At 60.9% G+C, this 23,599-nt stretch carries 20 protein-coding genes and 1 riboswitch; of the genes, 12 read left to right on the top strand and 8 right to left on the bottom strand.

The window, feature by feature from the left end; all coding sequences use genetic code 11:
- The first annotated feature begins 109 nt into the window (after positions 1–109).
- Both I6L37_RS10400 and rssA read left to right on the top strand, forming a co-directional pair.
- The gene (locus I6L37_RS10400; RefSeq protein ID WP_216993985.1) at positions 110–1,672 is read left to right on the top strand and encodes a diguanylate cyclase; all 1,563 of its coding nucleotides are present in this window, start codon (positions 110–112) and stop codon (positions 1,670–1,672) included.
- A 33-nt stretch (positions 1,673–1,705) separates the two neighbouring features.
- On the top strand, positions 1,706–2,575 hold the full coding sequence (gene rssA / locus I6L37_RS10395; RefSeq protein ID WP_042027780.1) for a patatin-like phospholipase RssA: 870 nt from the start codon (positions 1,706–1,708) through the stop codon (positions 2,573–2,575).
- Positions 2,576–2,647: 72 nt separating this feature from the next.
- Here the strand turns inward: rssA and I6L37_RS10390 are convergent, their stop codons facing one another.
- The gene (locus I6L37_RS10390) at positions 2,648–4,009 is read right to left on the bottom strand and encodes a sodium-dependent transporter (protein ID WP_216993984.1); all 1,362 of its coding nucleotides are present in this window, start codon (positions 4,007–4,009) and stop codon (positions 2,648–2,650) included.
- A 197-nt stretch (positions 4,010–4,206) separates the two neighbouring features.
- Complete coding sequence (locus tag I6L37_RS10385) at positions 4,207–4,473, bottom strand: DNA-binding transcriptional regulator (protein WP_026456659.1); 267 nt, start codon at positions 4,471–4,473, stop codon at positions 4,207–4,209.
- A 258-nt stretch (positions 4,474–4,731) separates the two neighbouring features.
- Here I6L37_RS10385 and I6L37_RS10380 point away from each other — a divergent pair, with 258 nt between their 5' ends.
- The 4 genes from I6L37_RS10380 (at position 4,732) to I6L37_RS10365 (ending at position 9,209) form a co-directional block, all read left to right on the top strand.
- The gene (locus I6L37_RS10380; RefSeq protein ID WP_216993983.1) at positions 4,732–5,328 is read left to right on the top strand and encodes a hypothetical protein; all 597 of its coding nucleotides are present in this window, start codon (positions 4,732–4,734) and stop codon (positions 5,326–5,328) included.
- A 307-nt stretch (positions 5,329–5,635) separates the two neighbouring features.
- A complete protein-coding gene (gene ompA, locus I6L37_RS10375; RefSeq protein WP_026456661.1) occupies positions 5,636–6,649 on the top strand; it encodes a porin OmpA in 1,014 nt (337 codons plus the stop codon).
- A gap of 318 nt (positions 6,650–6,967) precedes the next feature.
- Entirely contained in the window at positions 6,968–7,966 is a 999-nt protein-coding gene (locus tag I6L37_RS10370; protein ID WP_026456662.1) for a porin OmpA, read from the top strand.
- A 211-nt stretch (positions 7,967–8,177) separates the two neighbouring features.
- Positions 8,178–9,209, top strand: coding sequence for an OmpA family protein (locus tag I6L37_RS10365; protein WP_216993982.1), 1,032 nt, complete (start codon positions 8,178–8,180; stop codon positions 9,207–9,209).
- 86 nt (positions 9,210–9,295) lie between these two features.
- Here the strand turns inward: I6L37_RS10365 and I6L37_RS10360 are convergent, their stop codons facing one another.
- Both I6L37_RS10360 and I6L37_RS10355 read right to left on the bottom strand, forming a co-directional pair.
- Entirely contained in the window at positions 9,296–10,990 is a 1,695-nt protein-coding gene (locus I6L37_RS10360; protein ID WP_042027788.1) for an NAD-dependent malic enzyme, read from the bottom strand.
- A gap of 56 nt (positions 10,991–11,046) precedes the next feature.
- Complete coding sequence (locus tag I6L37_RS10355) at positions 11,047–11,904, bottom strand: AraC family transcriptional regulator (protein ID WP_216993981.1); 858 nt, start codon at positions 11,902–11,904, stop codon at positions 11,047–11,049.
- A 120-nt stretch (positions 11,905–12,024) separates the two neighbouring features.
- Here I6L37_RS10355 and I6L37_RS10350 point away from each other — a divergent pair, with 120 nt between their 5' ends.
- Both I6L37_RS10350 and I6L37_RS10345 read left to right on the top strand, forming a co-directional pair.
- Positions 12,025–13,404, top strand: a complete 1,380-nt coding sequence (locus I6L37_RS10350) for an MATE family efflux transporter (RefSeq protein WP_216993980.1) — start codon at positions 12,025–12,027, stop codon at positions 13,402–13,404.
- 123 nt (positions 13,405–13,527) lie between these two features.
- Positions 13,528–13,776, top strand: a complete 249-nt coding sequence (locus I6L37_RS10345) for a YciN family protein (RefSeq protein ID WP_026458620.1) — start codon at positions 13,528–13,530, stop codon at positions 13,774–13,776.
- Positions 13,777–13,810: 34 nt separating this feature from the next.
- Here I6L37_RS10345 and I6L37_RS10340 read toward each other — a convergent pair whose 3' ends face one another.
- Positions 13,811–14,932, bottom strand: coding sequence for a diguanylate cyclase (locus tag I6L37_RS10340; RefSeq protein ID WP_216993979.1), 1,122 nt, complete (start codon positions 14,930–14,932; stop codon positions 13,811–13,813).
- Positions 14,933–15,178: 246 nt separating this feature from the next.
- Between I6L37_RS10340 and I6L37_RS10335 the strand changes: the two genes are divergently transcribed.
- Both I6L37_RS10335 and I6L37_RS10330 read left to right on the top strand, forming a co-directional pair.
- Entirely contained in the window at positions 15,179–16,588 is a 1,410-nt protein-coding gene (locus I6L37_RS10335) for a nucleobase:cation symporter-2 family protein (RefSeq protein ID WP_216993978.1), read from the top strand.
- An 86-nt stretch (positions 16,589–16,674) separates the two neighbouring features.
- Positions 16,675–17,376: a protein ligase gene (locus I6L37_RS10330; RefSeq protein WP_216993977.1), complete on the top strand. Its 702-nt coding sequence runs from the start codon at positions 16,675–16,677 to the stop codon at positions 17,374–17,376.
- A 116-nt stretch (positions 17,377–17,492) separates the two neighbouring features.
- Here I6L37_RS10330 and I6L37_RS10325 read toward each other — a convergent pair whose 3' ends face one another.
- Positions 17,493–18,869, bottom strand: a complete 1,377-nt coding sequence (locus tag I6L37_RS10325; RefSeq protein WP_201940855.1) for a sodium:alanine symporter family protein — start codon at positions 18,867–18,869, stop codon at positions 17,493–17,495.
- Positions 18,870–19,118: 249 nt separating this feature from the next.
- A riboswitch (glycine riboswitch) is annotated at positions 19,119–19,229 on the bottom strand.
- A 507-nt stretch (positions 19,230–19,736) separates the two neighbouring features.
- Between I6L37_RS10325 and I6L37_RS10320 the strand changes: the two genes are divergently transcribed.
- Positions 19,737–20,888 (top strand): type III PLP-dependent enzyme, encoded by a 1,152-nt coding sequence (locus tag I6L37_RS10320; RefSeq protein WP_216993976.1) that lies wholly within the window; start codon positions 19,737–19,739, stop codon positions 20,886–20,888.
- Between the two features lie 68 nt (positions 20,889–20,956).
- Here the strand turns inward: I6L37_RS10320 and I6L37_RS10315 are convergent, their stop codons facing one another.
- On the bottom strand, positions 20,957–21,925 hold the full coding sequence (locus tag I6L37_RS10315; protein WP_042027804.1) for a calcium/sodium antiporter: 969 nt from the start codon (positions 21,923–21,925) through the stop codon (positions 20,957–20,959).
- Positions 21,926–22,050: 125 nt separating this feature from the next.
- Positions 22,051–22,524, bottom strand: coding sequence for a peroxiredoxin (locus I6L37_RS10310; RefSeq protein ID WP_216993975.1), 474 nt, complete (start codon positions 22,522–22,524; stop codon positions 22,051–22,053).
- 143 nt (positions 22,525–22,667) lie between these two features.
- On the opposite strand from I6L37_RS10310, the gene I6L37_RS10305 reads away from it, so the two are divergent.
- Positions 22,668–23,594: a phenylacetate--CoA ligase family protein gene (locus tag I6L37_RS10305; protein ID WP_216993974.1), complete on the top strand. Its 927-nt coding sequence runs from the start codon at positions 22,668–22,670 to the stop codon at positions 23,592–23,594.
- Positions 23,595–23,599 lie beyond the last annotated feature (5 nt).

Genomic DNA, 23,599 nt, shown 5'->3' with positions numbered 1-23,599 from the left:
AAAACGTAACAAAAAGGGAGGAAGATCATCGTGTTGGTGATTAAATGATTAATTCCTCAACAGATTGGCATAAAATGGAGGCTCTCCATTACCAACAGGTGTGGACACCTTGTTCCTATCGACGTTGTTTGATCGCCGCTTCTTCTCCCCTTTCACCTGGCCCTTGCTGGCGCTGGCCGCATTGCTCATCATCCTGGCTCTGCGCCAGTCGCTCAGGCAGATAGAGGATGTCTACCAGAGCGACACCCTCAACAGCGCCATCCATCTGCGGGATCAATTCAGGCAGAGCCAGGTGTTTCTGGAGGCGATGCACGGCCAGGCCGAGGAGCGGCTGCGCAGCACACCCCAGTCAGCCCTGACCCGCCAGCTCTATCACTATATCGAAGCACTACCGGACCAGGGGTTGGCGCTTGACCATCGACCACTCGAGTTGCCCCGGAAGCTGGTAGGCAACCTGACCGGCGCAGGTCCCTTGCCACCACCGGGGAGCAAACGGGAAGCCAGACTGCATCTGGCCCTGAGTCTCTCGCCCCTGCTTTCCACCGCGAGCCGGGAGTTTGACAATGAGATAGCCTGGGTCTACTTCACCGGAGTGGACCACTTTATCTACCTCTATCCCTGGGTCCCCTCCAGCCGGTTTCGCTTCTCTCCCTCGCTCTACCAGAGCACCTATTGGCAGGATGCCCTGGCAGCCCATAACCCGGAGCGGGGCACCATTATCTCGCGCCCGTTCAACGACCTCGCAGGGAAAGGCCAGCTCATCACATTGTCACGCCCTCTCTATCAGGAGGGGCATCTGGTGGGGATGCTCAGCATGGATATCCAGCTCTCGCGCTTGCATCAGCAGCTTGACGAGCTGATCCCGGAACTCGGGGACTACATGCTGGTCAACCAGTATCGCCAGGTGCTGGCCAGCAGCGCGGCAAACGCGGTCGCGCCCGCCGATCTGACTCCCTCCTCGAGCTACCTGTGGCAGCAGGGCACTTTGCGCCTGATCCTGGCCATTCCGGACACCCCCTTGCGGCTGATCCACACCATTTCCCTCTGGCCCCTGCTGCAGGCCATGATCTGTCAGTCGGCCCCCACCCTGCTGGCCATCCTCTTCATGCTGCTGGCGGCGCTCTCCAATCTCAGGGCCAGGCGGCTCAACCAGCGACTCAACTACCTCTCCTGCCACGACAATCTGACCGGGGCCTTCAACCGTCATTACCTGGCGCAGCTGGAGCAGCAAAACACCCTGACGCCGGCGCAGCAGACCGGTTTTCTGATGTTCGATGCGGATCACTTCAAACGGGTCAACGACACCTTCGGCCATGCTGTCGGCGACGCCGTGCTGATCCACCTGGTGCGACTGTGCCAGGGGCAGCTCAGGCGCGAGGATTGCCTGATCCGTTGGGGCGGCGAGGAGTTTCTGGTGCTGATCGCCCAAAGCGACGGTGTCCTGCTAGCCGAGGTTGCCGAGCGCCTGCGCGCCGTCGTCGCCGGGCATGACTGGGGCGCCATCGCTCCCGGTCTTGCCGTCACCATCAGTCTGGGCCACCACGCCTGTTGCGAGGACATCCCCCACCACGAGGCCGTGCGCCGCGCCGATGTGGCGCTCTATCAGGCCAAGGCCAACGGTCGCAACCGCAGTGAAAGATGGCAGAGTGACGCCTGCGAACACACGGGGTAAGCTGGTGTTCCAACCCCTTTCAGGAGGAAAGTCGTGCCACGAAAACCCCGCATAGGGCTCGCGCTGGGGAGCGGAGCCGCCAGAGGATGGGCCCATATCGGCGTCATCCGTGCCCTTGAACGCCTCGGCATCAAGCCGGATCTCATCGCAGGTTGCTCCATCGGCAGCTTTGTGGGGGGAGCCTACGCCGCCGGCGAGCTGGATCGGCTGGAGGCCTGGGTGCGCGACTTTACCCGGCTGCAGGTAGTGAGCCTGCTCGATCCCGCCCTCTCCGGCGGCTTGTTTCGCGGCGAGAAGGTGTTTGGCATCGCCGCCAACTACCTGGGTAACCCGGATCTGGAAGACCTTCCCCTCCCCTTCGCCTGCGTCGCCACCGAACTCGATACCGGCCGCGAGGTCTGGCTGCAGCAGGGGTCGCTGCGCCAGGCGGTACGCGCCTCCTGCGGCATGCCGGGGATCCTGACCCCGACCCGGGTCAACGATCACTGGCTGGTGGATGGCGCCGTGGTCAACCCCGTGCCCATCTCCCTGGCGCGCGCCATGGGGGCCGAGGTGGTGATTGCGGTCAACCTCAATACCGACATGCACCAACCCTGGACCGACCAACCGGATCAGGTCAGCAACGGCGGCCTGCTCAGCCAGTGGCTCAACCGGGGCGAGAGCACACCCGCCACCCCGGGCATGTGGAGCGTGATGACGGGCTCCATCAACATCATGCAGGAGCGTATCACCCGGGCCCGGATGGCGGGGGATCCGCCGGAGATCCAGCTCTGCCCGCGCCTTGGCAGCTTCTCCATCATGGATTTTCATCGCGCCGTCGATGCCATCAACGAAGGGGAGGCCTGCGTCGAGCGCAGCCTGGATCAGCTCAAAGACGAACTGGGGCGACTCGGGGTGCTCTAATCATCCTCCGACACACAAGCAAAACAGAAAGAGCGCCTTGCGGCGCTCTTTTGCTATTCGGCTCAGCGAAACCTAGAAGAGTCCCAGCCCCTTGAGCATCACGATCAGGATCAGCAACGGCGATACGTAACGGATGATAAAGAAGAGCGGCTTGAGGATGGGCAGTGCCAGCTCGCCGCCATTGGTCAGGGCCTCTCTCATCCGCTCCTCGCCCCACACCCAGCCAACGAACAGGCAGAGGAAGATGCCCCCCAGCGGCATCAGGACGTTGGAGGAGAGGTAGTCGAACAGATCGAAGAAGGTTTTGCCGGCGATCTGCACGTCCGCCATGGTGCTGTTGGAGAGCGCACAGGTGGACCCCACCACCCCCAGCACCAGCAGGTTGATCAGGGTGGCCCGGCGGCGGCTCATGCCAAAGCGCTCGGAGAGCACCGAGACCGGCACCTCCAGGATGGAGAGCATGGCACCGGTGGCCGCGATGGCGGAGAGCACGAAGAAGAGCACCATGAACAGATGGCCAAACGGGATGCTGGCAAAGACCGCCGGTATGGTGATGAACAGCAGGGAAGGGCCGGCGGTCGGTTCAAAACCAAAGGCAAAGACTGCCGGGAAGATGGCGATGCCGGCCAGCATGGAGACGAACAGATCGGCGCACATCACCCGAAACGCGGTCGCGGGGATGTTCTGATCCGCCCGAAAGTAGCTGCCATAGGTCATCATGGTGCCCATGCCGATAGAGAGCTTGAAGAAGGCCAGCCCCATGGCGGTCAGCACCACGGCACCGGTGATCTTGGAAAAGTCCGGGGAGAACAGGAAAGAGAGCCCTTCGCTCGCCCCCGGCAGGGTCAGGCTGCGAATGCCGATCACCAGCAGCAGGATGAAGAGCACCGGCATCAGCTTCTTGGTCACCGCCTCAATCCCCTTGGAGACCCCCATCAGCAGTATGCCCCCCATCAGGATCAGCACCAGCCACTGCCACAGCAGACTCTGCAGCGGATTGGTGATGAGCGCCGTGAACGCAGCGCCGGTGACTTCCGGGTTGGTCGAGAGGATGGAGCCGTCGATCGCCTTGAAGATGTAGGCAAAGACCCAGGCCGCCACTTCGGAGTAGAACGACATGATAAGGAAGGCGGCCAGCACGCCCATGGCCGCGATCAGCCACCAGGGTTGCCCCTTGGGGGCCAGTTTGGTCAGGGTGCTGACCGCATCTGACTTGCCTTTGCGACCCAGCATGATCTCGGAGATCATCACCGGCAGCCCCACCAGCAGGGTGGCGATCACATACACCAGCAGAAAACCGGCGCCACCGTTTTCACCGGTCAGATAGGGAAATTTCCAGATATTGCCGAGACCAACGGCAGAGCCTAGGGTCGCGGCCAGCACGCCGAATTTGCTGGTAAAGCCGTCTCTGGCCTTGGGGGTGGTTTGACTCATTATTGTCTCACTCTCTGTCGCATCATGCGGGGTAGCGGATTAAAGGGTAGGAAGTTTCTGAGGTTTGTAATTGATTGCCAATATTTTTCAGGGGAAAGCGCTATCTGGAGCACGATTTGCGCTACATCCGGTTATCAACCCTGTTTTCCAGACAAAAAAATGCCGCCCGATGGCGGCATTTTCTGTCACAGTGACACTCACGCCTTGGCGAGGTCGTCCGGTCCGATCTGGCCGATTTCGGCGACTTTTTTGTCAGCCAGCAGCCAGAGGGTGAACTTGTGCAGCTCGGGGTGGTGAGCCAGGGCAACCAGGAAGGCGCCACCAACTTCACGATAACCCAGCTCGTAGTTCTTCAGGGTTGTGGGGGGAACACCCAGCAAATCAGCAAATTTAGGACGGCTCAAACCGACTGCTTCACGGATCTGACGGATCTTCTTGCCAACAGTGACGATATTTGAATTCATATTGTTCCATACTCCGTTTGGCGGATGTACTCCGCCTTTTATTTTTCGCGACGACTCGTAGTCAAGTGTATCAGTTTTGTACGGACTCGTTATGGTCGAGTCTCTATCTTTATGAGCGCCTTTCGGCGACAACCCTTGCTATCAACGGGGATGGTAATCGCTCAGCCGCCTCAGGTAAACAGTCTCGAAAAGAAACCCTTATTGTTGGCAACAGAATTGCTCGTATAATTCGCCAGCTACCCATAAAGAGGAATTAGTATGGCGTTTCCCGGCATTATTTCCCGCCTGCACACCGTCCCGAACGTATCCCAACTGCAACAACAACTGACCCAGGGTGAACAGTATCGCGCCGAAGCCTTCTGGCTCCCTTCGGCATTGCAGCATCATGCCAACGAGGTACTGGCCCAGCTGTCAAACAAATGCAGCCTCTATCTGGAACAGGATGAACCGACCCTTTCCCTGCGTAGCCACGATGGTGGTCAGGACAGTCATGGTCGTCTGCTCACCCGCAACGGTCAGGTTCTCGGGCTGGCCGTGACCCCTGGCGATGGCGGCCTGGTCCCCGTCTCCGGCATGCCGGACATGGCCACCTGGCTGGAGGCAGGTCACCTTCATTTCATCTGTCCGGCGGCGGTCCAACCGGTGGCTCGGGCCATTCTCAACATCTGGCCACTGGACCCTTATCTGGCGCGTCATTTTCTGACGAGCTTCATTCCGCTGTTACAAAGCGCAACAGAGGTCGATTATCTCGCCGTTTTTGCCGCTAGGGAAAATCAGGCCAACCCGCATTCCGACTGGGTTCAGGCCTATATGAGACTGGAAAAAAAGCTGCACCGTGCCTACCTGGATCACTAATTAATCAGCATAAACAGCCAGTTATCCCTTCCTGATAATTTTGTATTCGGTGCATTTGTGAGCTTGATCATGTTTTAAAAACGGCATAGAGTGCGCCTCGTCATCGGAATGACACCTGCTGCCTGGTCGCGGTTTTCACCTTTGCGTGCCCGACCAAGTTGCTCGACACACCAGGAGAGTGTGCAACCCGGAATCTGCCGGGTCATCTGCCAGACTCGACGCCAGCCGTTCGGCGGAGCCTGCAGCTTACATAAATGACAAAGTGCGAAGCATGTGAATAACGTGCGCTCTCAACGAGGATTTTTTTATGATGAAAATGGCTCCTTCCCTGATCGCCATCGCCATGGCTGCCATGGGTGCTACTGCTGCTCACGCTGCTGAAGATATCTACTTCGGTGCCGGTGTCGGTGCTGCTCACTTCAACGGTCTGAACAAGATCGAAGGCGTGAACAACGGTGAAGAAGACGCGGCTGCTGCCAACGCATTCGTGGGTTACAACTTCAACGAATACTTCGGTACCGAGCTGGGCTACCAGTACGCTGGCCGTGGCAACACCGAAGGTCTGCGCTACGAGAACCAGGGTGCCACCCTGTCCGGTATCGCTCGTCTGCCGCTGGGCAACGACTTCTCCCTGTTCGCTGAAGGCGGCGCCTACTGGGCTCACACCGATGGTCTGGGCATCAGCGATACCAAAGTATCCCCGCTGGCCGGTGCCGGTGTGACTTACAAAGTCAACGACGCCCTGGATCTGCAAGCTCGCTACCGCTACATGTGGGACGTGGCTGACCTGAACGTAGAAGGCACCCACTACAAGTCCAACCAGAGCGTGGCTACCCTGGAAGCCGTATACCATCCGTTCCGTACTTCCTACGTAGCACCGGCTCCGGCTCCGGTTGTTGAAGAAGCTCCGGCTCCGCAAGTTGTCGAGAAGAGCTTCGCCCTGAACTCCGACGTGCTGTTTGCCTTCGGCAAAGACACCCTGAAGCCGGAAGGTGCTCAGGCTCTGGACGCTCTGTACCAGCAAATCGTTGAATTCCAGCCGAAAGATGGCAGCGCTGTTGTCGTTGGTTACACCGACCGTATCGGTTCCGACGCTTACAACCAGAAACTGTCCGAAGCCCGTGCCCGCACCGTTGCCAACTTCCTGGTAAGCAAGGGTATGGCTGCCAGCAAGGTTGCCATCGAAGGTCGTGGCGAAGCTGACCCGGTTACCGGCACCAAGTGTGACGGCGTGAAAGCCAAGGCTCAGCTGATCTCCTGCCTGGCCCCGGACCGTCGTGTAGAAGTTCGCGTATCTGGCGTACAAGAAGTTCAGCAATAATCTGAACTGCGCAAGATAAAGTGCGAAATGGGGATGCAATAGCATCCCCATTTGTTTATCCCCTCTTCCTTCCTGACATCCCCCTGTCACATTTGACTCTTAGCTTGCCTGTACTACCTCAAAAGCATAAAGTAGCTAAGCCTCTAAGGCATTGGATAAGCACTAAAAAGCGCTTCTGTCCGGCCTGTTGTCCATGATGTAGACGCATCATGAGTGTCCCGAAGCCATCTGCTATCCATCTTGTTGGCAATTTTTTCGCCACCATAAAAACAAGTGCACAGAATGCCCTCAAGGGGCTCACGCAACGAGGATAAAACGATGAAAATCAAAATGGCTCCCACTCTGATTGCGCTGGCAATCGCGGCCACCGGTACCACTGCCCAGGCGTCTGGTGACTGGTATACCGGTATCGGTGCAGGCTGGGCCTATGCCCACGATCTGGATAATGTTCAGGGTCTGGATGTAGACAAGGACGCCACTGCCCTGAGTCTGTTCGGCGGCTACAACTTCACCGAGAACTTTGGTGCCGAGCTTGGCTATCTCTATGCCGGCAAAGGCGGCATTGATGGCGCCGACTTCAAGACCCAGGGTGCCACCCTGTCCGGTATTGCTCGTCTGCCCATGGGTGACGTCTTCTCCCTGTTTGCGGAAGGTGGTGCCTATTTCAACCACGTCAACGGCAATGGCGACAGCGACAACGGCACCGCACCGCTGGCCGGTATCGGTTTGACCGCCAAGCTCTCCGACCTGATCGACGTACAGGCCCGTTACCGCTATCTGTGGAACCTGGGCGACGAGCCGAAGACCTGGGAAACCGACATGAGCGTGGCGACCCTGGAACTGGTACTGCACCCGAACCGTACCTCCTATGTTGCACCGGTTCCCGCTCCCGAGCCCGAGCCTGTCGCGCCGGTCGTTGTCGACAAGAACTTCGCCCTGAGCTCTGACGTGCTGTTTGCCTTTGGCAAATCTACCCTCAAGCCAGAAGGTGCCGCAGCGCTGAACACCCTGTATCAGGACATCGTCGACGTGCAGCCGAAAGATGGCAGCGCCGTGGTCGTCGGTTACACCGACCGCATCGGCTCTGATGCCTACAACCTGAAACTGTCCGAAGCCCGTGCCCGTACCGTGGCCGACTTCCTGGTCGGCAAGGGCCTGCCGGCTGGCAAGGTCTCCATCGAAGGTCGTGGCGAAGCCAACCCGGTCACCGGCAACCAGTGTGACGGCGTCAAGGGCAAGGCCGAGCTGATCTCCTGCCTGTCCCCGGATCGTCGCGTAGAAGTACGCGTCACCGGCGTACAGCAAGTGACCGAATAATCTCGCAACCCGATGCATACAAGCCGAGGGGGCCCGCAAGGGCTCCCTCTTTTTTGCGCGCCATTCGGCCACTCCCGGCCACCCATTGCCCCATGAGTGTTCCCCCTCGCAGTGCCTGACTGGTTAAACAGTCGGTATCACCTATAACTAAGAGCGGCAACTACCTGAAAACTGGAATGCTGCCCCAGATAACAACAAATGAGGATACAAGATGAACAAGACACCCAAACCCGTCTGGCTCGCGGTGGCGCTGGCCGTGACACTGCCCTCGGCGGCCCATGCCAACGACTGGTACGGCGGGATCGGTGGCGGCGTCGCCATCGCCCACGATCTGGATGACTTCAGCCAGGATGCCGACAAGAACGCGACCGCACTCTCCCTGTTCGGGGGCTACAACTTCAACGAGAACCTGGGCGCTGAACTCGGTTACCTCTCCACCGGTGACTGGGATATCAATGGCACGGACTTCAACAGCAAGGGGGCGACCCTCTCCGTCATCGGCCGCTTGCCTCTCAACGATATCTTCTCGGTGTTTGCGGAAGGGGGTGGCTATATCTACCACGTCAATTCCATCAACGGGGGGGATGACAGCCTGGCCCCGCTGGCCGGGCTCGGGCTGACCGCCAGAGTGCACGACTGGATCGATATTCAGGCGCGCTACCGCTACATGGTGCGAGTCGGGGATGATTCGGACAACGACAAGATCGGCAGCGGCACCCAGCGCTGGGTCAGTGACATCAGCGCAGCCACCCTGGAGCTGGTAATCCATCCCAACCGCAGCAAAACGGTCGAACCTGAACCCGCTCCCATGATGGTGCCCGTACCACCGCCCGCCCCCGAACCGGTGGATCAGACCTTCAACCTGAGTTCGGACGTGCTGTTTGCCTTTGGCAAGGCGGACCTCAAACCGGAAGGCATGCAGGCGCTCGATTCACTCTACCAGCAGATCGTCGACGTTAAACCCAAGGATGGCAGTGCCATGGTGATGGGCTATACCGACCGTATCGGCTCGGATGCCAGCAACCAGATCCTGTCGGAGGCGCGCGCAACGACGGTCGCCAACTTCCTGATTGAAAAAGGGTTGCCCGCAGATCAGGTCAGTATTCAGGGCAACGGCGAGAGCAACCCGGTCACCGGCAGCCAGTGTGATGGCATCAAGGCCAGAGCCGCGCTGATCGATTGCCTGGCCCCGGATCGCCGGGTCGAGATCCGGGTGACCGGTACCCAGCAGGTCGGTGAGTAGTCCCGCTTCATGAGGCCATTACGATGACAGAGGTGCACAAAAAAGGGATGCTGCTGCATCCCTTTTGTTTTACTCGCACGACCGGATCAGAAGGAGGTCCGGCGATAGCGACGGTACTCGGGGTGCCAGAAGTTGGCCTCGATGGCCTGATCGATCACCTCATCCGGGGTCTGCACCGCCTTGCCCTGCAGCATGGCTGTCTTGGCTACCATCTTGGCGATGTAACGGGAGACCTCATGAATGTCCGCCAGATCCGGCAGCAGTGACCCCTCTTCCCCTTTCACCAGCGGCGAGCACTCGGCCAACGCGCGGCTGGCCGACATCAGCATGGCATCGGTCACCCGGGTCGCACCGGAGGCGATGACGCCAAGGCCGATCCCCGGGAAGATAAAGGAGTTGTTGCACTGGGCGATGACGTAGCGCTTGCCCTTGTACTCCACGGGTGCAAACGGGCTGCCGGTCGCCACCAGAGCCTGACCATCGGTCCAGCGGATCAGATCCGCCGGGGTCGCCTCAACCCGGGAGGTAGGGTTGGAGAGCGGGAAGATGATGGGACGGGCACAGTGCTTGTGCATGGTCTTCACCACCTCTTCGGTGAACAGCCCCGGCTGGCCGGAAACCCCGATCAGGATGTCCGGGCGACCGTGTTCCATCACCTCCAGCAAGGAGATGTTGTCCCCCACCGGCCAGTCGGCAATGCGTTCCACCGGCTGGGAGAGGCGACGCTGGAAGTCGAGCTGGTTCGGGATCTTGTCGGTGATGAGACCGAAGCGATCCACCATGAAAACCCGGCCGCGCGCCTGCGCATCCGTCAGCCCCTCGGCCTTCATCTGGGCCACGATCTGCTCGGCGATACCACAACCGGCGCTGCCGGCGCCGAGGAAGGCAACCCGTTTCTCGGAGAGCTTGGCACCGGAGGCCTTGCAGGCGGCGATGAGGCTGCCCAGGGTCACGGCGGCGGTGCCCTGGATGTCATCGTTGAAGCAGCACAGCTCGTTCTTGTAGCGGTTGAGCAGCGGCATGGCGTTGTTCTGGGCAAAGTCCTCGAACTGCAGCAGGATCTCCGGCCAGCGGCGCTTGACCGCTTGGATGAAGGCATCGACGAACTCGGCGTACTCTTCACCCGAGATACGCGGATTGCGCCAGCCCATGTAGAAGGGATCGTTGAGCAGTTGCTGGTTGTTGGTGCCCACGTCCAGCACCACCGGCAAGCAGTAGGCCGGCGAGATACCGCCACAGGCGGTGTAGAGGGAGAGCTTGCCGATGGGAATGCCCATGCCGCCGATCCCCTGATCCCCCAGACCCAGGATCCGCTCGCCATCGGTGACCACGATCACCTTGACGTTCTGCTTGGTGGCGTTTTGCAGCATGTCATCGATCCTGTCCTTGTCCGGATAGGAGATGAACAGACCGCGCGCGCGGCGATAGATGTTGGAGAACTCCTCGCACGCCTTGCCCACGGTCGGGGTATAGATAACCGGCAGCATCTCGGTCAGGTGGTTGTGCAGCAGACGGTAGAACAGGGTCTCGTTGGTATCCTGGATGTTGCGCAGGTAGATGTGCTTGTCCATGTCGTTGCCAAACGCCATGAACTGACGGTAGGCCCGCTCCGCCTGCTCCTCGATGGTCTCGATGTTGTGGGGCAACAGTCCTTCGAGGTTGAAGTTGCTGCGCTCTTCGCTGGTGAAGGCACTGCCCTTGTTGAGCAGCGGGGTCTCCAGCAAGGCCGGACCGGCGTAGGGAATGTAGAGAGGACGTTTCTGATTATTATCTTCAAACATGGGTCTGGTACCTAAACGTTGGGGCCAGCCGATCCTATGGGCTTGCGCCGTTAATTTCAAAGAGTTTGCACATCCGTTGCAAAAGGTTTGCGACCCAGGCGACGAAAGGCGCCCGGTGTCTGGCCGGTCAGCCGGCGAAAGCGGTTGGCAAAGTTGGCGCCATCGCTGTAACCGACCCGGCCGGCCAGTTCGCTGAGCGGCCAGTTGGTATAGAGCAGCAGCTGGCGCGCCTTGTTCATCCGTAGCTGGGTGAGCCAGGCCATGGGCCCCATGCCGAACACCTGGCGACAGAGCCGATGCAGATGGGGCACCGAGCAGGCCATCTGATCGGCGAGTAGAACCACGCTCCAGGGCTCGTCGAGATGCGCCTCCACCCGGCGAAACAGCGCCTTCAACCGGATCTCGGGAGTGCCACGCACCTCACCCTGCAGGGTACGCTCTAGGAGCGCCAGCAACAGGCTCAGCAGTTGGGGTTGCAAGGGCGAGCGGACCCCCTCTCCCTGGATCAGGCTGAGCAGATGATGGAGCTGCTCCCCGCCATCCCCCTGCCAGATGCGATGACCGAGCCGGTGCAGATGCTGCCAGCGCGGCACATCGTCGAGCAGGATCCAGCTGGTGTGCCACTGCTCGCCCACCAGCTTGAGGCCACCCGGCACGGCTGCGGGCAAAAAGATAAGCGACCCGGCAGGAATGGGTTGTTCTCCCCCGTCGGTGAGCAGTGCGCCCCCCTCGTCGTGGCTCACCATCAGGATGTGAAACTCGGGCCGGTTGCGACGAATAAGGTAGTGTTCACGGATCACCGACAAGCCGGTCAGGAAGATGCCCGCCTCGCCGAGCAGGGGCAGACCTTCACGCCCCAGCATCCGCTCTTCGCAAGACGGTGCAATTTCCAGACACTCGCTGACAAATCCCATAACACCCCAACAGGATAGTTTTGCACAAGAAAACCGAGACTCACTCACAGTGAGGATACCCGCTTAGCCTCTTATCATACCTCTGACAAGCCTTGCTTTTCTTATACCCGGTTAACACAAATGAATTATTGGCAAGCAATTTTAAAACAAACCACCGACCGCGAGTTCATGTCCAGACTGTGGCGACTGGCCCTGCCCGTCTCACTGCAGTCCATGATGTTCTCCCTGCTCGGTCTCATCGACATTATGATGGTGAGCCAGCTTGGCACCACGGCAGTGGCGGCAGTCGGCTTGGGTAACCGGGTCTTCTTCTTCAATCTGCTGGTGATAGCGGGCCTCGCAGGCGGGGTCTCGGTATTGGCGGCACAATATTACGGTCGCGGCGAGATGGCCGGGGTGCGCCGCTCCCTGGCGCTGGCGCTGGTGGGGGCCACCCTGGTGAGCCTGCCGTTTGCCCTCGTCTACCTGCTCTCACCGGGTAGCGTGCTGGGCTTTGCCAGCCAGGATCCCGAGTTGCGCCCGCTCGCCGACCACTATCTGATGATCACCGGCGCCACCATCCTCTGTACCGCCATTGTGGTGCCGCTGGAGTCGGCTCTGCGTTCCATCGGCAACGCAACGGCGCCGACTCGCATCGGTATCATCGCCATCATTGCCAACGTCATCCTCAACTATGTCCTCATCTTCGGCCACTTCGGCTTCGAGGCCATGGGGGTGGCCGGCTCGGCCTGGGGCACCACGATTTCTCGACTGCTGCAGACCGCCTTGCTCTTGCTCTACGTGAGACGTCACGAGTCGCGCCTTGTTCCGCGCGCTGTCGACTGGCTGGCCGCCTTCAAACGCAAGGAGGTGGTGCGTTTTACCCTGATCGCCCTGCCGCTCTTGTTTCATGACGGTCTCTGGGCCTTCGGCATGCTGCTCTACGGCTTTCTCTATGCCCACCTTGGCACGGATTCGCTCGCCATCATGACCACCCTCGGGACGCTCGAGAGTATTCTCATCTCCCTCTTCTTCGGGCTGGCGGTGGCCTGCTCCACCCTGCTCGGCCACCGGCTCGGGGCCGAGGAGTACGAGGCGGCCTGGCAGCACTCCCAGCTGTTTCTGGTGATCGCCCCCGTGGGCGCCCTGCTGGTTGGCGTTGCGGTCTGGCTGCTGCAAACCAGCCTGCTGCAGTGGGTCGGCAACCTCCCCCCCGAGCTGATGGGCGAGGCGGGGCAGGTGCTCGCCATCATGTGTCTTGGCATGCTGCTCAAAGTGTTCAACATGGTGGGCATCATAGGGGTGCTGCGCTCGGGGGGTGATGTGAACTACAGCATCTTCATCGACATCGTCGGCATGTGGTGCATCGGCCTGCCGCTCGCCTGGGTGGCGGTGAGCCTGCTCGGCTGGCCTCTCTCCTGGGTGGTCGCCGTGGTGCTGCTGGAAGAACTCAGCAAGGTACTGCTGGTGCAGCACAGGATCCGCCAGCGCCGCTGGCTCAGAAACCTGGTGATGGGATAGGAGAGAACAAACCCGGGGTCATATCAATGACAGAAAAACCCCGTTTGCAGTATGCTAGCCCCCTCTTCAATCAGAGGCAGGGCCTGCTATGCCCCTGTCCAGTAGTCGTTTAAGGAGACGAGCATGCAACCACAGAAAGAGCTGATCACCGAGACTGCCCTGCTGGAGATGGCCAACAAGATGATCCGGGAGCACGAAGACTTCATCCACGGCATGCGTGCCGACTCGGTGGAGCAGAAGGGGGAGATCCTGGTGTTCAAGGGGGAGTACTTCCTGGCCGAAGATGGCACCCCGACCGGCAAGACCATGGCGGTGTTCAACATGTTCAAGCTGCTGGCCCAGCAGCTCTCCGGCAAATACCGCCTGGGCTGACCCTCACGCCCAAGCAAACCACAGGATGCCGCCCTCAGGCGGCATCTGCTTTTTCGGCCTGCGGGCGTTCCACCACCACGCAGTTGCGCCCCGCCATCTTGGCCTGATAGAGGCTCTCATCGGCCCGGTTGATAAGGGCATCTATGCTCTCGCCTCTCCGCGCCAGAGCGATGCCAATACTGACCGTTACCTCCAGCAACTCGTCAGACGTCGGGCTCTTTACCAGACGCGCCTCGACCGATACCCGCAGCCGTTCGGCGATGCGGGCAGCCTCCGATGGATCGCCGCAATTGCGCAGCAGGATGGCAAACTCCTCACCGCCATAACGCCCCAGCACCATACCGGACTCCAGCTGTTCATCCAGGGTAGTAGCCACCTCCTTGAGCACCGCATCCCCCGCCAGATGGCCATAGATATCGTTAATTCGTTTGAAGCGGTCGAGATCCAGCAGCAGCACGGCAAACGGCTTTTGTCTGGTCAGCAACCGGGCCCGGGCCTGCTCCAGCTGCTTGAGCAACAGGCGGCGATTCATCATGCCGGTCAGCTCGTCGGTAGTGGACTCCCGATAGAGGCGCAGCAGCATGTTGAGCTGGCCGCACTGCACCCAGCAGCTGGCCATGGCAAACAGGCTGAGCACCCACACCTGGTTCAGGGTGGCCTGGCTCCACAGAGTCTGCCCCACCAACAACCAGCGCCCCAGTACCATGGTCAGCAGCACCACGCCGGCCAGTTGCAAACCGCGCAGGAGGGGAATGGGGAAGATGGCAAACAGGGTGATCAAGAGATAAGGGAACACCACATAGCCTACCTGCAGCTGCTGCTCGGTCCCGAAGCTGTGCAAACTGACGAGTGAGAAGAGCATCATCACCACCATCAGGTAGCCGAGCGCCAGCTTCATGCGCTGCAGTCTGAAGTTGATGAGGTAGGAGAGCGGGATCAGTGGCGAGAGCGCCAGGGCACAGAAGATCCTGGCCTGAAGCAGCTGCTCGAAATGGGCGCGGGAGAGGGTCAGCCAATCCACCAATGCCCAGGCGGGCAAACCGACGATCAGCAGGCAGGTGAGCAAACGCAAACGCACCGTCATGAATCCCATGCGCGTGCGGGTAAAGTCTTCGGAGTGTGCCCTGGCACTCCAGAACTCTGACAACTTGAGCATCCAGCGGCTCCACATCAAGGTCGGGGGCCCATTTTACACCTACTAAGTGGTAAGAATGTCATTTGCGCAATGAATAAAAAGGAGATCTGGCTCACACAAAGCGACATATCATAATCGCCGCGCGCAAACGTTTCAACCCACCGAAAAATAAACCTTTTTCTGATTAATAAACGCTGGTCAGCGGCGTGCCAATCTCTACAATAGCGCCCAATTTTTCTCCCCATCCCCACACACGTTGAGGTTTTTATGGAACAGGTTGCCACCACGCAGACCGCCCCCGAGGCCCATCCCCCCAGGCGGGCACACAGCGAACTGGTCTACGGCATAGACGATGTCCCGCCCCTGCCCCAGACGCTGTTCGCCGCCCTGCAGCATATGCTCGCCATGTTCGTCGCCATCATCACTCCGCCCCTCATCATCGCCAACGCCCTGGGCCTGCCCGCCGAAGATACCCGTTATATCGTCTCCATGTCGCTGGTCATGTCCGGCATCGCCTCCTACATCCAGACCCGCCGCTTCGGTCCCGTCGGCTCCGGCCTGCTCTCGGTGCAGGGCACCAGCTTCAATTTCCTCGGTCCCATCATCGCCTCCGGCCTCGCCCTCAAACAGGCAGCCATGCCCACCGACGATATGCTGGGCACCCTGTTCGGCACCATGCTGGTGGCGGCCCTCACCATGGTGATCCTGAGCCGCTGCCTGCACCTGGTGCAGAAGGTGATCACCCCGCTGGTGACCGGCATCGTCGTGCTGCTCATCGGCCTGACCCTGATCAAGGTGGGCCTCATCAGCATGGGGGGCGGCTACGGTGCCCTCGCCGATGGCAGCTTCGCCAGCCACAGCAACCTGTTTCTCTCCCTGCTGGTGCTTGGTCTCATCGTCCTGCTGCAACGCAGCCGCAACCCCTGGCTGCGCCTCTCCGCCATCATGATCGCCATGCTGGTGGGCTATGCCGTGGCGCTGCTGCTTGGCAAGATCAACGCCCCCACCTTCGAGGGGCCGATGTTGATGGTGCCCCTCCCCCTCAAGTACGGTCTCGGCTTCGACTGGCAGCTGTTCGTGCCGCTTGCCATCATCTTCGTGGTGACGACGCTCGAGGCCATCGGTGACATGACCGCCACCTCGGATGTCTCCGGCGAGCCTGTCTCCGGCAAGGTCTACATGAAGCGGATCAAGGGCGGCGTGCTGGCCGACGGCTGCAACTCCATGCTGGCGGCGCTCTTCTCCACCTTCCCCATGTCCACCTTCAGTCAGAACAACGGGGTCATTCAGCTCACCGGCATGGCCAGCCGCCACGTCGGCCTCTTCATCGCCGCCATGTTGGCCCTGCTCGGTCTGTTCCCGGCGGTGGCGACCCTGGTGCAGCAGATCCCGGAGCCCGTGCTGGGCGGTGCCACCATCGTCATGTTCGGCACCATAGCCGCCGCCGGGGTGCGCATCATTGCCCGCGAAGAGCTCGACCGCCGTGCCCTGATGATCCTGGCTGTGTCGCTGGCCATGGGGCTGGGGGTCGCCCAGGTGCCGGAGGTGCTGCAGCATCTACCGGAGCTGGCCAAGAGCGTGCTCTCCTACGGCGTCGCCACCGGCGGCCTCACCGCCATCGTCCTGAACCTGCTGCTGCCCAAACGCAGCAAGCCTTGCGCCCAAGCTCCCCGTTAACGGCCATCAAGCCCCGCCATGCGGGGCTTTACCTGGCTACCCGCCACGGGTAGTGTGCAAAGCCTGTCATGCTTCAGGATGCCACCATGCCCTACTCCCTGCTTCCCCCTCTGCCTGAAAGCCATACCCCGGATCAAATCCTCGCCCGGGAGCAGCACTGGCTGCGCGATTGCGCCCACACGGGTACGGCCATGGCTCACCTCTGGCAGGCGCCCCAATGCCTCATCGTCACCCGCAAGGACACCCGATTGCCTCACTATCAAAGCGCCTGCGAGCAGCTCGCCACCGAAGGCTGGCCCGTGTTTGTGCGCGACAGCGGCGGCACCGCCGTGCCTCACGGCGCCGGCATCCTCAACCTCTCCCTGCTGCTGCCCCGCACCACCACGGATCTCGCCCACTACTACCGGCTGCTGGGTGCGCCGCTGCTGAGTTTGCTGGCGCAATACGGCCTTGAGGGGAGCTATGACTTCGTGCCCGGCTCGTTTTGTGACGGCCAGTACAACCTGGTGATCGGGGGGCGCAAGATAACCGGCACCGCCCAGCGCTGGCTGGCGCCGGGTCAGGATCACGGCGGCGCCGTGCTGGCCCAGGCCATGCTGCTGGTGACGGGGGATGTGGATGAGGGTACCCGGATGGCGAGCCGCTTCTACGAGCTGGCGGGCGGGGAGCAGCGCTTTTTGCCGGGCACCTCCACCACGCTCGCGCAAGCCATCCATTGGCAAGGGAGCGATGGCGAACTGGTGGCCGAGGTCAACCACAGACTGCAACGGTTGCTGACGACTGACTGACCCCTCCTCTGTGCAGCTCCCCTGAGCCCCCGCCCCTTGGAGGCACCCACAAAAAAGCCACGACCCTGGGTCGTGGCTTGCTCTTTTCAAGGGGAATGTGAGACGCGGTGGCGAGATCAGGCGGTCTGCGGCTCAGGCTCGGACTCCGTATCCCGGTCACGGCTGAAGTAGGCCCGGGTCTCGGCAATCACCACGTGGCGCAGGCCGATAAGACCGATGAGATTGGGCACCGCCATCAGGCCGTTGACGATATCGGCCAGCAGCCAAATCATGTCGAGATGCAGGAAGGCGCCGCACGCCACCAGCACCAGATAGACCAGGCGGTAGGGCTTGATCGCCTTGACCCCGAACAGGTACTCGGTGCAGCGCTCGCCGTAGTAGTTCCAGCCAAGGATGGTGGTGAAGGCAAAAAACAGCAGGCCGATACTCACCAGATACTGACCGATATGGGCATCCAGCCCTTGGGCGAAGGCCTGGCTGGTCATGGCGGCGCCGCTGAGATCCCCGCTCCACACTCCGGTCACCACCAGGGTCAGGCCGGTCATGGTACAGATGATGATGGTGTCGAAGAAGGTGCCGGTCATGGAGACCAGCCCCTGCTCCACGCAGGAATTGGTCTTGGCCGCCGCCGCGGCGATGGGGGCCGAGCCCAACCCGGACTCGTTGGAGAAGACGCCGCGCGCCACCCCGGACTGGATCGCCAGCATGATGCCGGCACCGACGAAGCCACCGGTGGCCGCATGGCCGGTGAAGGCGCTCTGCAACACCAGCGCCACCGCATCCGGCAAGGCAGCGGCATTGGCAAACAGCACCCCGAGACAGGCGGCGATGTAGAAGAGGGCCATGAAAGGGACCACCTTGCTCGATACGCTGGAGATGGACTTGATCCCCCCCAGAGTCACCAGGCCCACCAGCAGGGTCAGTACCACGGCGGTCGCCTCGCGGGGTACCGAGAACGACAGTGTCATGGCATCCGAGATGGCGTTGACCTGGGGGAAGGTCCCGATCCCGAAGAAGGCCACGCCGATGCCAAACAGGGCGAACAGCTTGGCGAGCACCCTGGAGCCAAGCCCCTTTTCCAGATAGTACATAGGGCCACCGGCCATCTGGCCGTTGGCATCCTGCTGGCGATATTTGACCGCCAGCAGGCACTCGGCGTACTTGGTGGCCATGCCAAACAGGGCTGCCATCCACATCCAGAACAGGGCGCCCGGACCACCGAGCTTGATGGCAGTGGCAACGCCGACGATGTTGCCGGTGCCTATGGTGGCAGAGAGGGCGGTGCACAGAGCGCCAAAGCTGGAGACATCCCCCTGCTTGCCCTGGCCCTGATCACGGCCGAATACCAGACGCAGCGCAAGCGGCAGGCGCACCAGCTGAAGCAGTCCCAGACGCAGGGTAAGGTAAACGCCGGTCCCGACCAGCAGGATCAGCAGGGGTGGCCCCCAGACAAAACTATCGATGGCGGTGAGCGCCGCTTGAATTGATGACATGCATCCTCCTTAAGAAACAGAAATTAAGGAGGAGAAGGATGATCTTCCCATAGGTGTCGCGATCCCCAGAGGCGATCGGATGCGGGCTAAGAACGTGTTCACACTCTTACTGCGAGGCCGTGATCAAGACTCATGCGCGGCTCGGAAGCCTCATGTATTTACATACACTCCGGTTCCTGCGCTGCTCCTTACCTTGCTGACGACCTCTCGTTACAGATCGTGAACAGTTCCAAGCTCAGGTACAACCATCCCATCCCCTCTGTCCTTTTGCCTGAGAGTTTCCGGCGCTAGATTGCGATGCAATCATGGTGCCTTGCTCCTTCGGCGCCCGATTCAACGGGTCTCTCCAGAGTATCGTCCAGTAGCAGTCCACACCGGTTGCCCAGTACCTGAAAGATTCACTTCTTCGGTGGATGGTTGCCCATCGCTCTCCTGCTACCTTCATCCGAACTAATTTGGATTAGGAAGCGGGCATGGTAATCCAAAAATTGTGAGCTGTCTCGCACTTGCAGGCTCGCTCCCGCACTTTTTTCATGATCGGCCATCCCATCGGTAAAATGTTAAATACTAGTTAATAATCATGGAGTTAACCTGACATGCATCAAACGTGTCCCAACGCACAAGATGACGGGATAAAAAGCAATTCTCTATCTCGTATCATGCAGAAAAACTCAACAACATATCCAATCAAAATGCTTGCACAGAAACTCAATAAGCCGATAATCCCGCGCATAACCAAGCACTTTGCCCTCAATTTATGCACTGTGCCCGGTTGGTCCCGCCGGACCGCTCGCCTGACCCGGCCGTCGCCGGTTCAATCGCATATGGCTTGGGCATATCACGCCCCCTAAGGATGACCAAAAGAGAATGAACGAGACCCTGGTTGCACAAGATTACCGTCAGCTGGTTGAACAATTCGGCTCCCCCCTGCTGCTGCTCGACAAGGCAGCCGTCCGCAAACAGTATCGGGCCCTGGCGGCCGCCCTGCCCGATGTGCGCTTGCATTATGCACTCAAGCCCCTGCCCCACGAGGCGGTGGTCTCTGTCTTGAAGGAAGAGGGGGCCTGTTTCGATCTGGCCACCAATGGCGAAGTGGATCTGGTGCGCAGTCAGGGGGTCCGCCCGGGGCGCTGCATTCATACCCACCCCATCAAGCGCGACAGCGACATCCGTTACGCGCTGGAGTACGGCTGCACCGTGTTCGTTTATGACAACCCGCTGGAGCTGGAAAAGTTCCTGCCCTACAAGGACGAGGTCAAGCTGCTGCTGCGGGTGAGCTTCCCCAATCCCGAGACCAAGGTCGACCTCTCCAAGAAGTTCGGCTGCACTCCGGAGCAGGCGCTGCCCCTGCTGCAGCTGGCCCATGCCAAGGGGATCAAGGTGATGGGGCTATCATTCCACGTCGGCTCCCAGGTGCCTCACGCCCGTCGCCACGTGCAGGCCATCGACGCCTGCCGCGAGATCATGGAGCAGGCCTGGGAGCTCGGGCTCAAGCCCTGGGTGCTGGATATCGGCGGCGGTTTCCCGGTGGATTACGACGGCGGCGAGTTCGACATCGACGGCTTCTGTGCGCCGATCCGCGAGGCGCTGGCCAAGCTGCCCGCCACCGTGCAGAAGATCGCCGAGCCGGGCCGCTTCATCAGCGCACCGGCCATGACCTCGGTGGCCAGCGTCATGGGCAAGGCTCACCGCGGCGACAAGATCTGGTACTACCTGGATGACGGTCTCTACGGCAGCTACAACGGCCAGCTCTATGACCACGTCACCTATCCGGTCAGCACCCCCTATGCCCACGGCGAGCTGCACAACGCCGTGCTCTCCGGCCCCACCTGCGACAGCGTGGACGTGATCCGCGACAGCATCATGCTGCCGGATCTGGCGATTGGCGAGCTGGTGGTGGGCCGGGTGATGGGGGCCTACACCTGGGCATCGGCCTCCACCTTCAACTTCTTCCCCAAGGCGAGCATCCTGATCCTGGACAGCGCCCAGCAGGAGCAAAAGCTGGTGGCCGTGGCCTGATTGGCCTTCGCCAAAAACAGAAGGGGGAAGCCGATGCTTCCCCCTTCTGTTTATTGTCTGGCGAATCGTCAGATAAACTGGCTGGTCAGCAACCAGCCGGTGTAACCCACGAAGCAAGAGAGCAACACGCCCCCCTCCAGCCGGTTGATCCGCCCCTGCCCCTTGCGGCCCAGGCACATCACCAGCAGCAGCAGGGTCAGGCCCATCATCAGGCTCCAGTCGCGGGAGAGCACTTCCGGCGCCACATCCAGCGGATGGATCCCTGCCGCGATCCCGACCACCGCCAGAGTGTTGAACAGGTTGGAACCCAGCACGTTGCCGAGGGCCAGATCGTGCTCATTCTTGCGAATGGCGATAAGCGAAGAGGCGAGCTCCGGCAGCGAGGTGCCGATGGCGACTATGGTGAGACCAATCACCAGATCGCTGATGCCAAAGCCCTGGGCGATGGTCACCGCGCCCCATACCAGCAGACGGGAGGCACCGATGAGCAGCACCAGCCCCACCACCAGCCAGAACAGAGCCAGCTTGAGGGACATGCCTTCGCTCTCGATGTCCTCTTCGGTCTCCGCATCCAGCGCATCCCCTTTGCCGTTCATGCCGGCCCAGATGGACCAGCCCATCAGCGCCACGAACACGACGCCCAGGATGGCCGCATCGGTGCGGCCCAGATGACCGTCGATGAGCAGGGCACCGGAGAGCAGGGTGATGCCGAGCAGGATGGGGATCTCTTTGCGCACCACCTGGGAGGCAACGGCAATCGGGCTGATGAGAGCCGTCAAACCCAGGATCAGGGCAATATTGGTGATATTGGAGCCATAGGCATTGCCGAGCGCCAGCCCGGGGTTGCCCTGGGAGGCGGCCAGGGCCGACACCACCATCTCGGGGGCCGAGGTACCAAAACCGATGATCACCATGCCGATGAGCAGCGGTGGCATGCCGGCATAACGGGCGGTTGCGGCGGCGCCATCGACAAATTTATCCGCACTCCAGACCAGCAGCGCCAGTCCGGCAATCAGGGCAACAAAAGCCAGGGTCATATCGTCTCTATTCCATGGTCTGCAAACACAAAAGCCAGGCACGGGCCTGGCTTCTTCCAGAAGCGGGCCCAGTGTAGCGGGCCGCCTTTCTATTTCAAGGGGAAATCAAACGACGATTGATGATTTCACAGCGCCGCCAGCAGGCTCTGGGCATCCGAAACCTCGAACTTGCCCGGCTCCTCCACAAAGAGCTGCTCGACCACACCATCGTTGGCGATGAGAGCAAAGCGCTGGGCACGCAGGCCGCCAAAAGCCCCCGTCTCCTTGGCAAGGCCAAGGGCTCGGGTCCAGCTGCCGTCGCCGTCTGCCAGCATGGTGATGGAGTCGGCGTTCTGCCCCTCCTGCCACGCCTTCATCACGAAGGCATCGTTGACCGACAGACAACAAATTGCATCCACCCCCTTGGCCTGAAACTGATCGGCCAGCACCACATAGCCCGGCAGATGGGCGTTGGAGCAGGTGGGGGTGAAGGCACCGGGCACCGCGAACAGCACCACTTTCTTGCCGGCAAACAGGGTTTGGACATCCTGTACCTGCTTGCCCGCGGCTGTGATGAAGGTAAATTCGCCCGAAGGCAAGGGTTGGCCAACTGCAATCATGATCTCTCGTCCCGAGTCGATTGGTGAAGCTCCAGTCTAGCGCAGCCATCCGTCATATCCCATCGCAACGACCCGCTCCCCGGCAGGCATTTTTCCGGCAGGCAGACTAATCTTGAGCAGGTTTCACGGCGCCAGGAGGCCCCATGCAACACTACTACGATGGTCTGGAAATTCGTCCCCCCGCATTGCGTGCACAACAGCAACTGGACCAGCTTAATCATCAACTTACCCACGTCAGCCAGTATTGCGCCGGTTACTCCAGTGCCTATCGTCAATGCCGTCTCGAGGATCTGGCCGAACTGGCCACCCTGCCCCTGCTCGACAGCGCCGAACTGTTTGCCGCCCAGCAGGCCCATCCGCCGTTTGCCGGACTCACCGGCCGCCCCGCCAGCCAGGCACTGCGCGCCTTCGCAAGCCCGGGCCAGCTGGCCATTCCCGAATATGCGGGGGCGGACTGGTGGGGGGCCGCGCGCGCCCTGTTTGCCGCCGGCTTCAAGTCCGGCGAGGTGATGCTCAACGGCCACGACTACCACGCCGGCCCTACCGCCTTCATCTTCGACAACGGCGCCCGCCAGCTCGGCGCTCCCGTGGTGCCCTGCGGCCCTCATGACACCCAGCGCCAGCTGGAGGCGCTGCAACGCTACCAGCCTACCGGCTTTGTCGGCCCGCTGGTCACTCTGCTGGATCTGCTGGAAGCCGCCGAGGCAGCCGAGGTGGCCACCGACTCCCTGCACACCGCCCTATTGTGCGAGGTTACCCACCCCGAGACGGCCCCGCTGCAAGCCATCTATGGCATTCAGGCGTTCAACTGCCTGGTCTGGCAGGACATAGGCATGGTGGCCTACGAGAGCCAGCCCGGCGAGGGCTTTATCGTCAACGAGAGCTGCCTGGTGGAGATCATCGACCCGGCCAGCGGCCAGCCGGTAAACGCAGGGGAAAGCGGACAGCTGGTGGTGACCAGACTCGATCTGGAGTATCCACTGCTGCGCCTTGTCACCGACTGGCAGGGGCACTGGCTGGTGGCCCCCAGCCCCTGCGGGCGCACCAACCGGCGGCTCAAGCTGGACTAGGATCG

Origin of the sequence: Aeromonas sp. FDAARGOS 1407 (assembly GCF_019048725.1) — a bacterium.
In the GTDB taxonomy this organism is placed as follows: Bacteria; Pseudomonadota; Gammaproteobacteria; order Enterobacterales; family Aeromonadaceae; genus Aeromonas; species Aeromonas enteropelogenes.
Note: the sequence above shows the minus strand (reverse complement) of the source record. Positions and strands in the feature narration are given on the sequence as shown.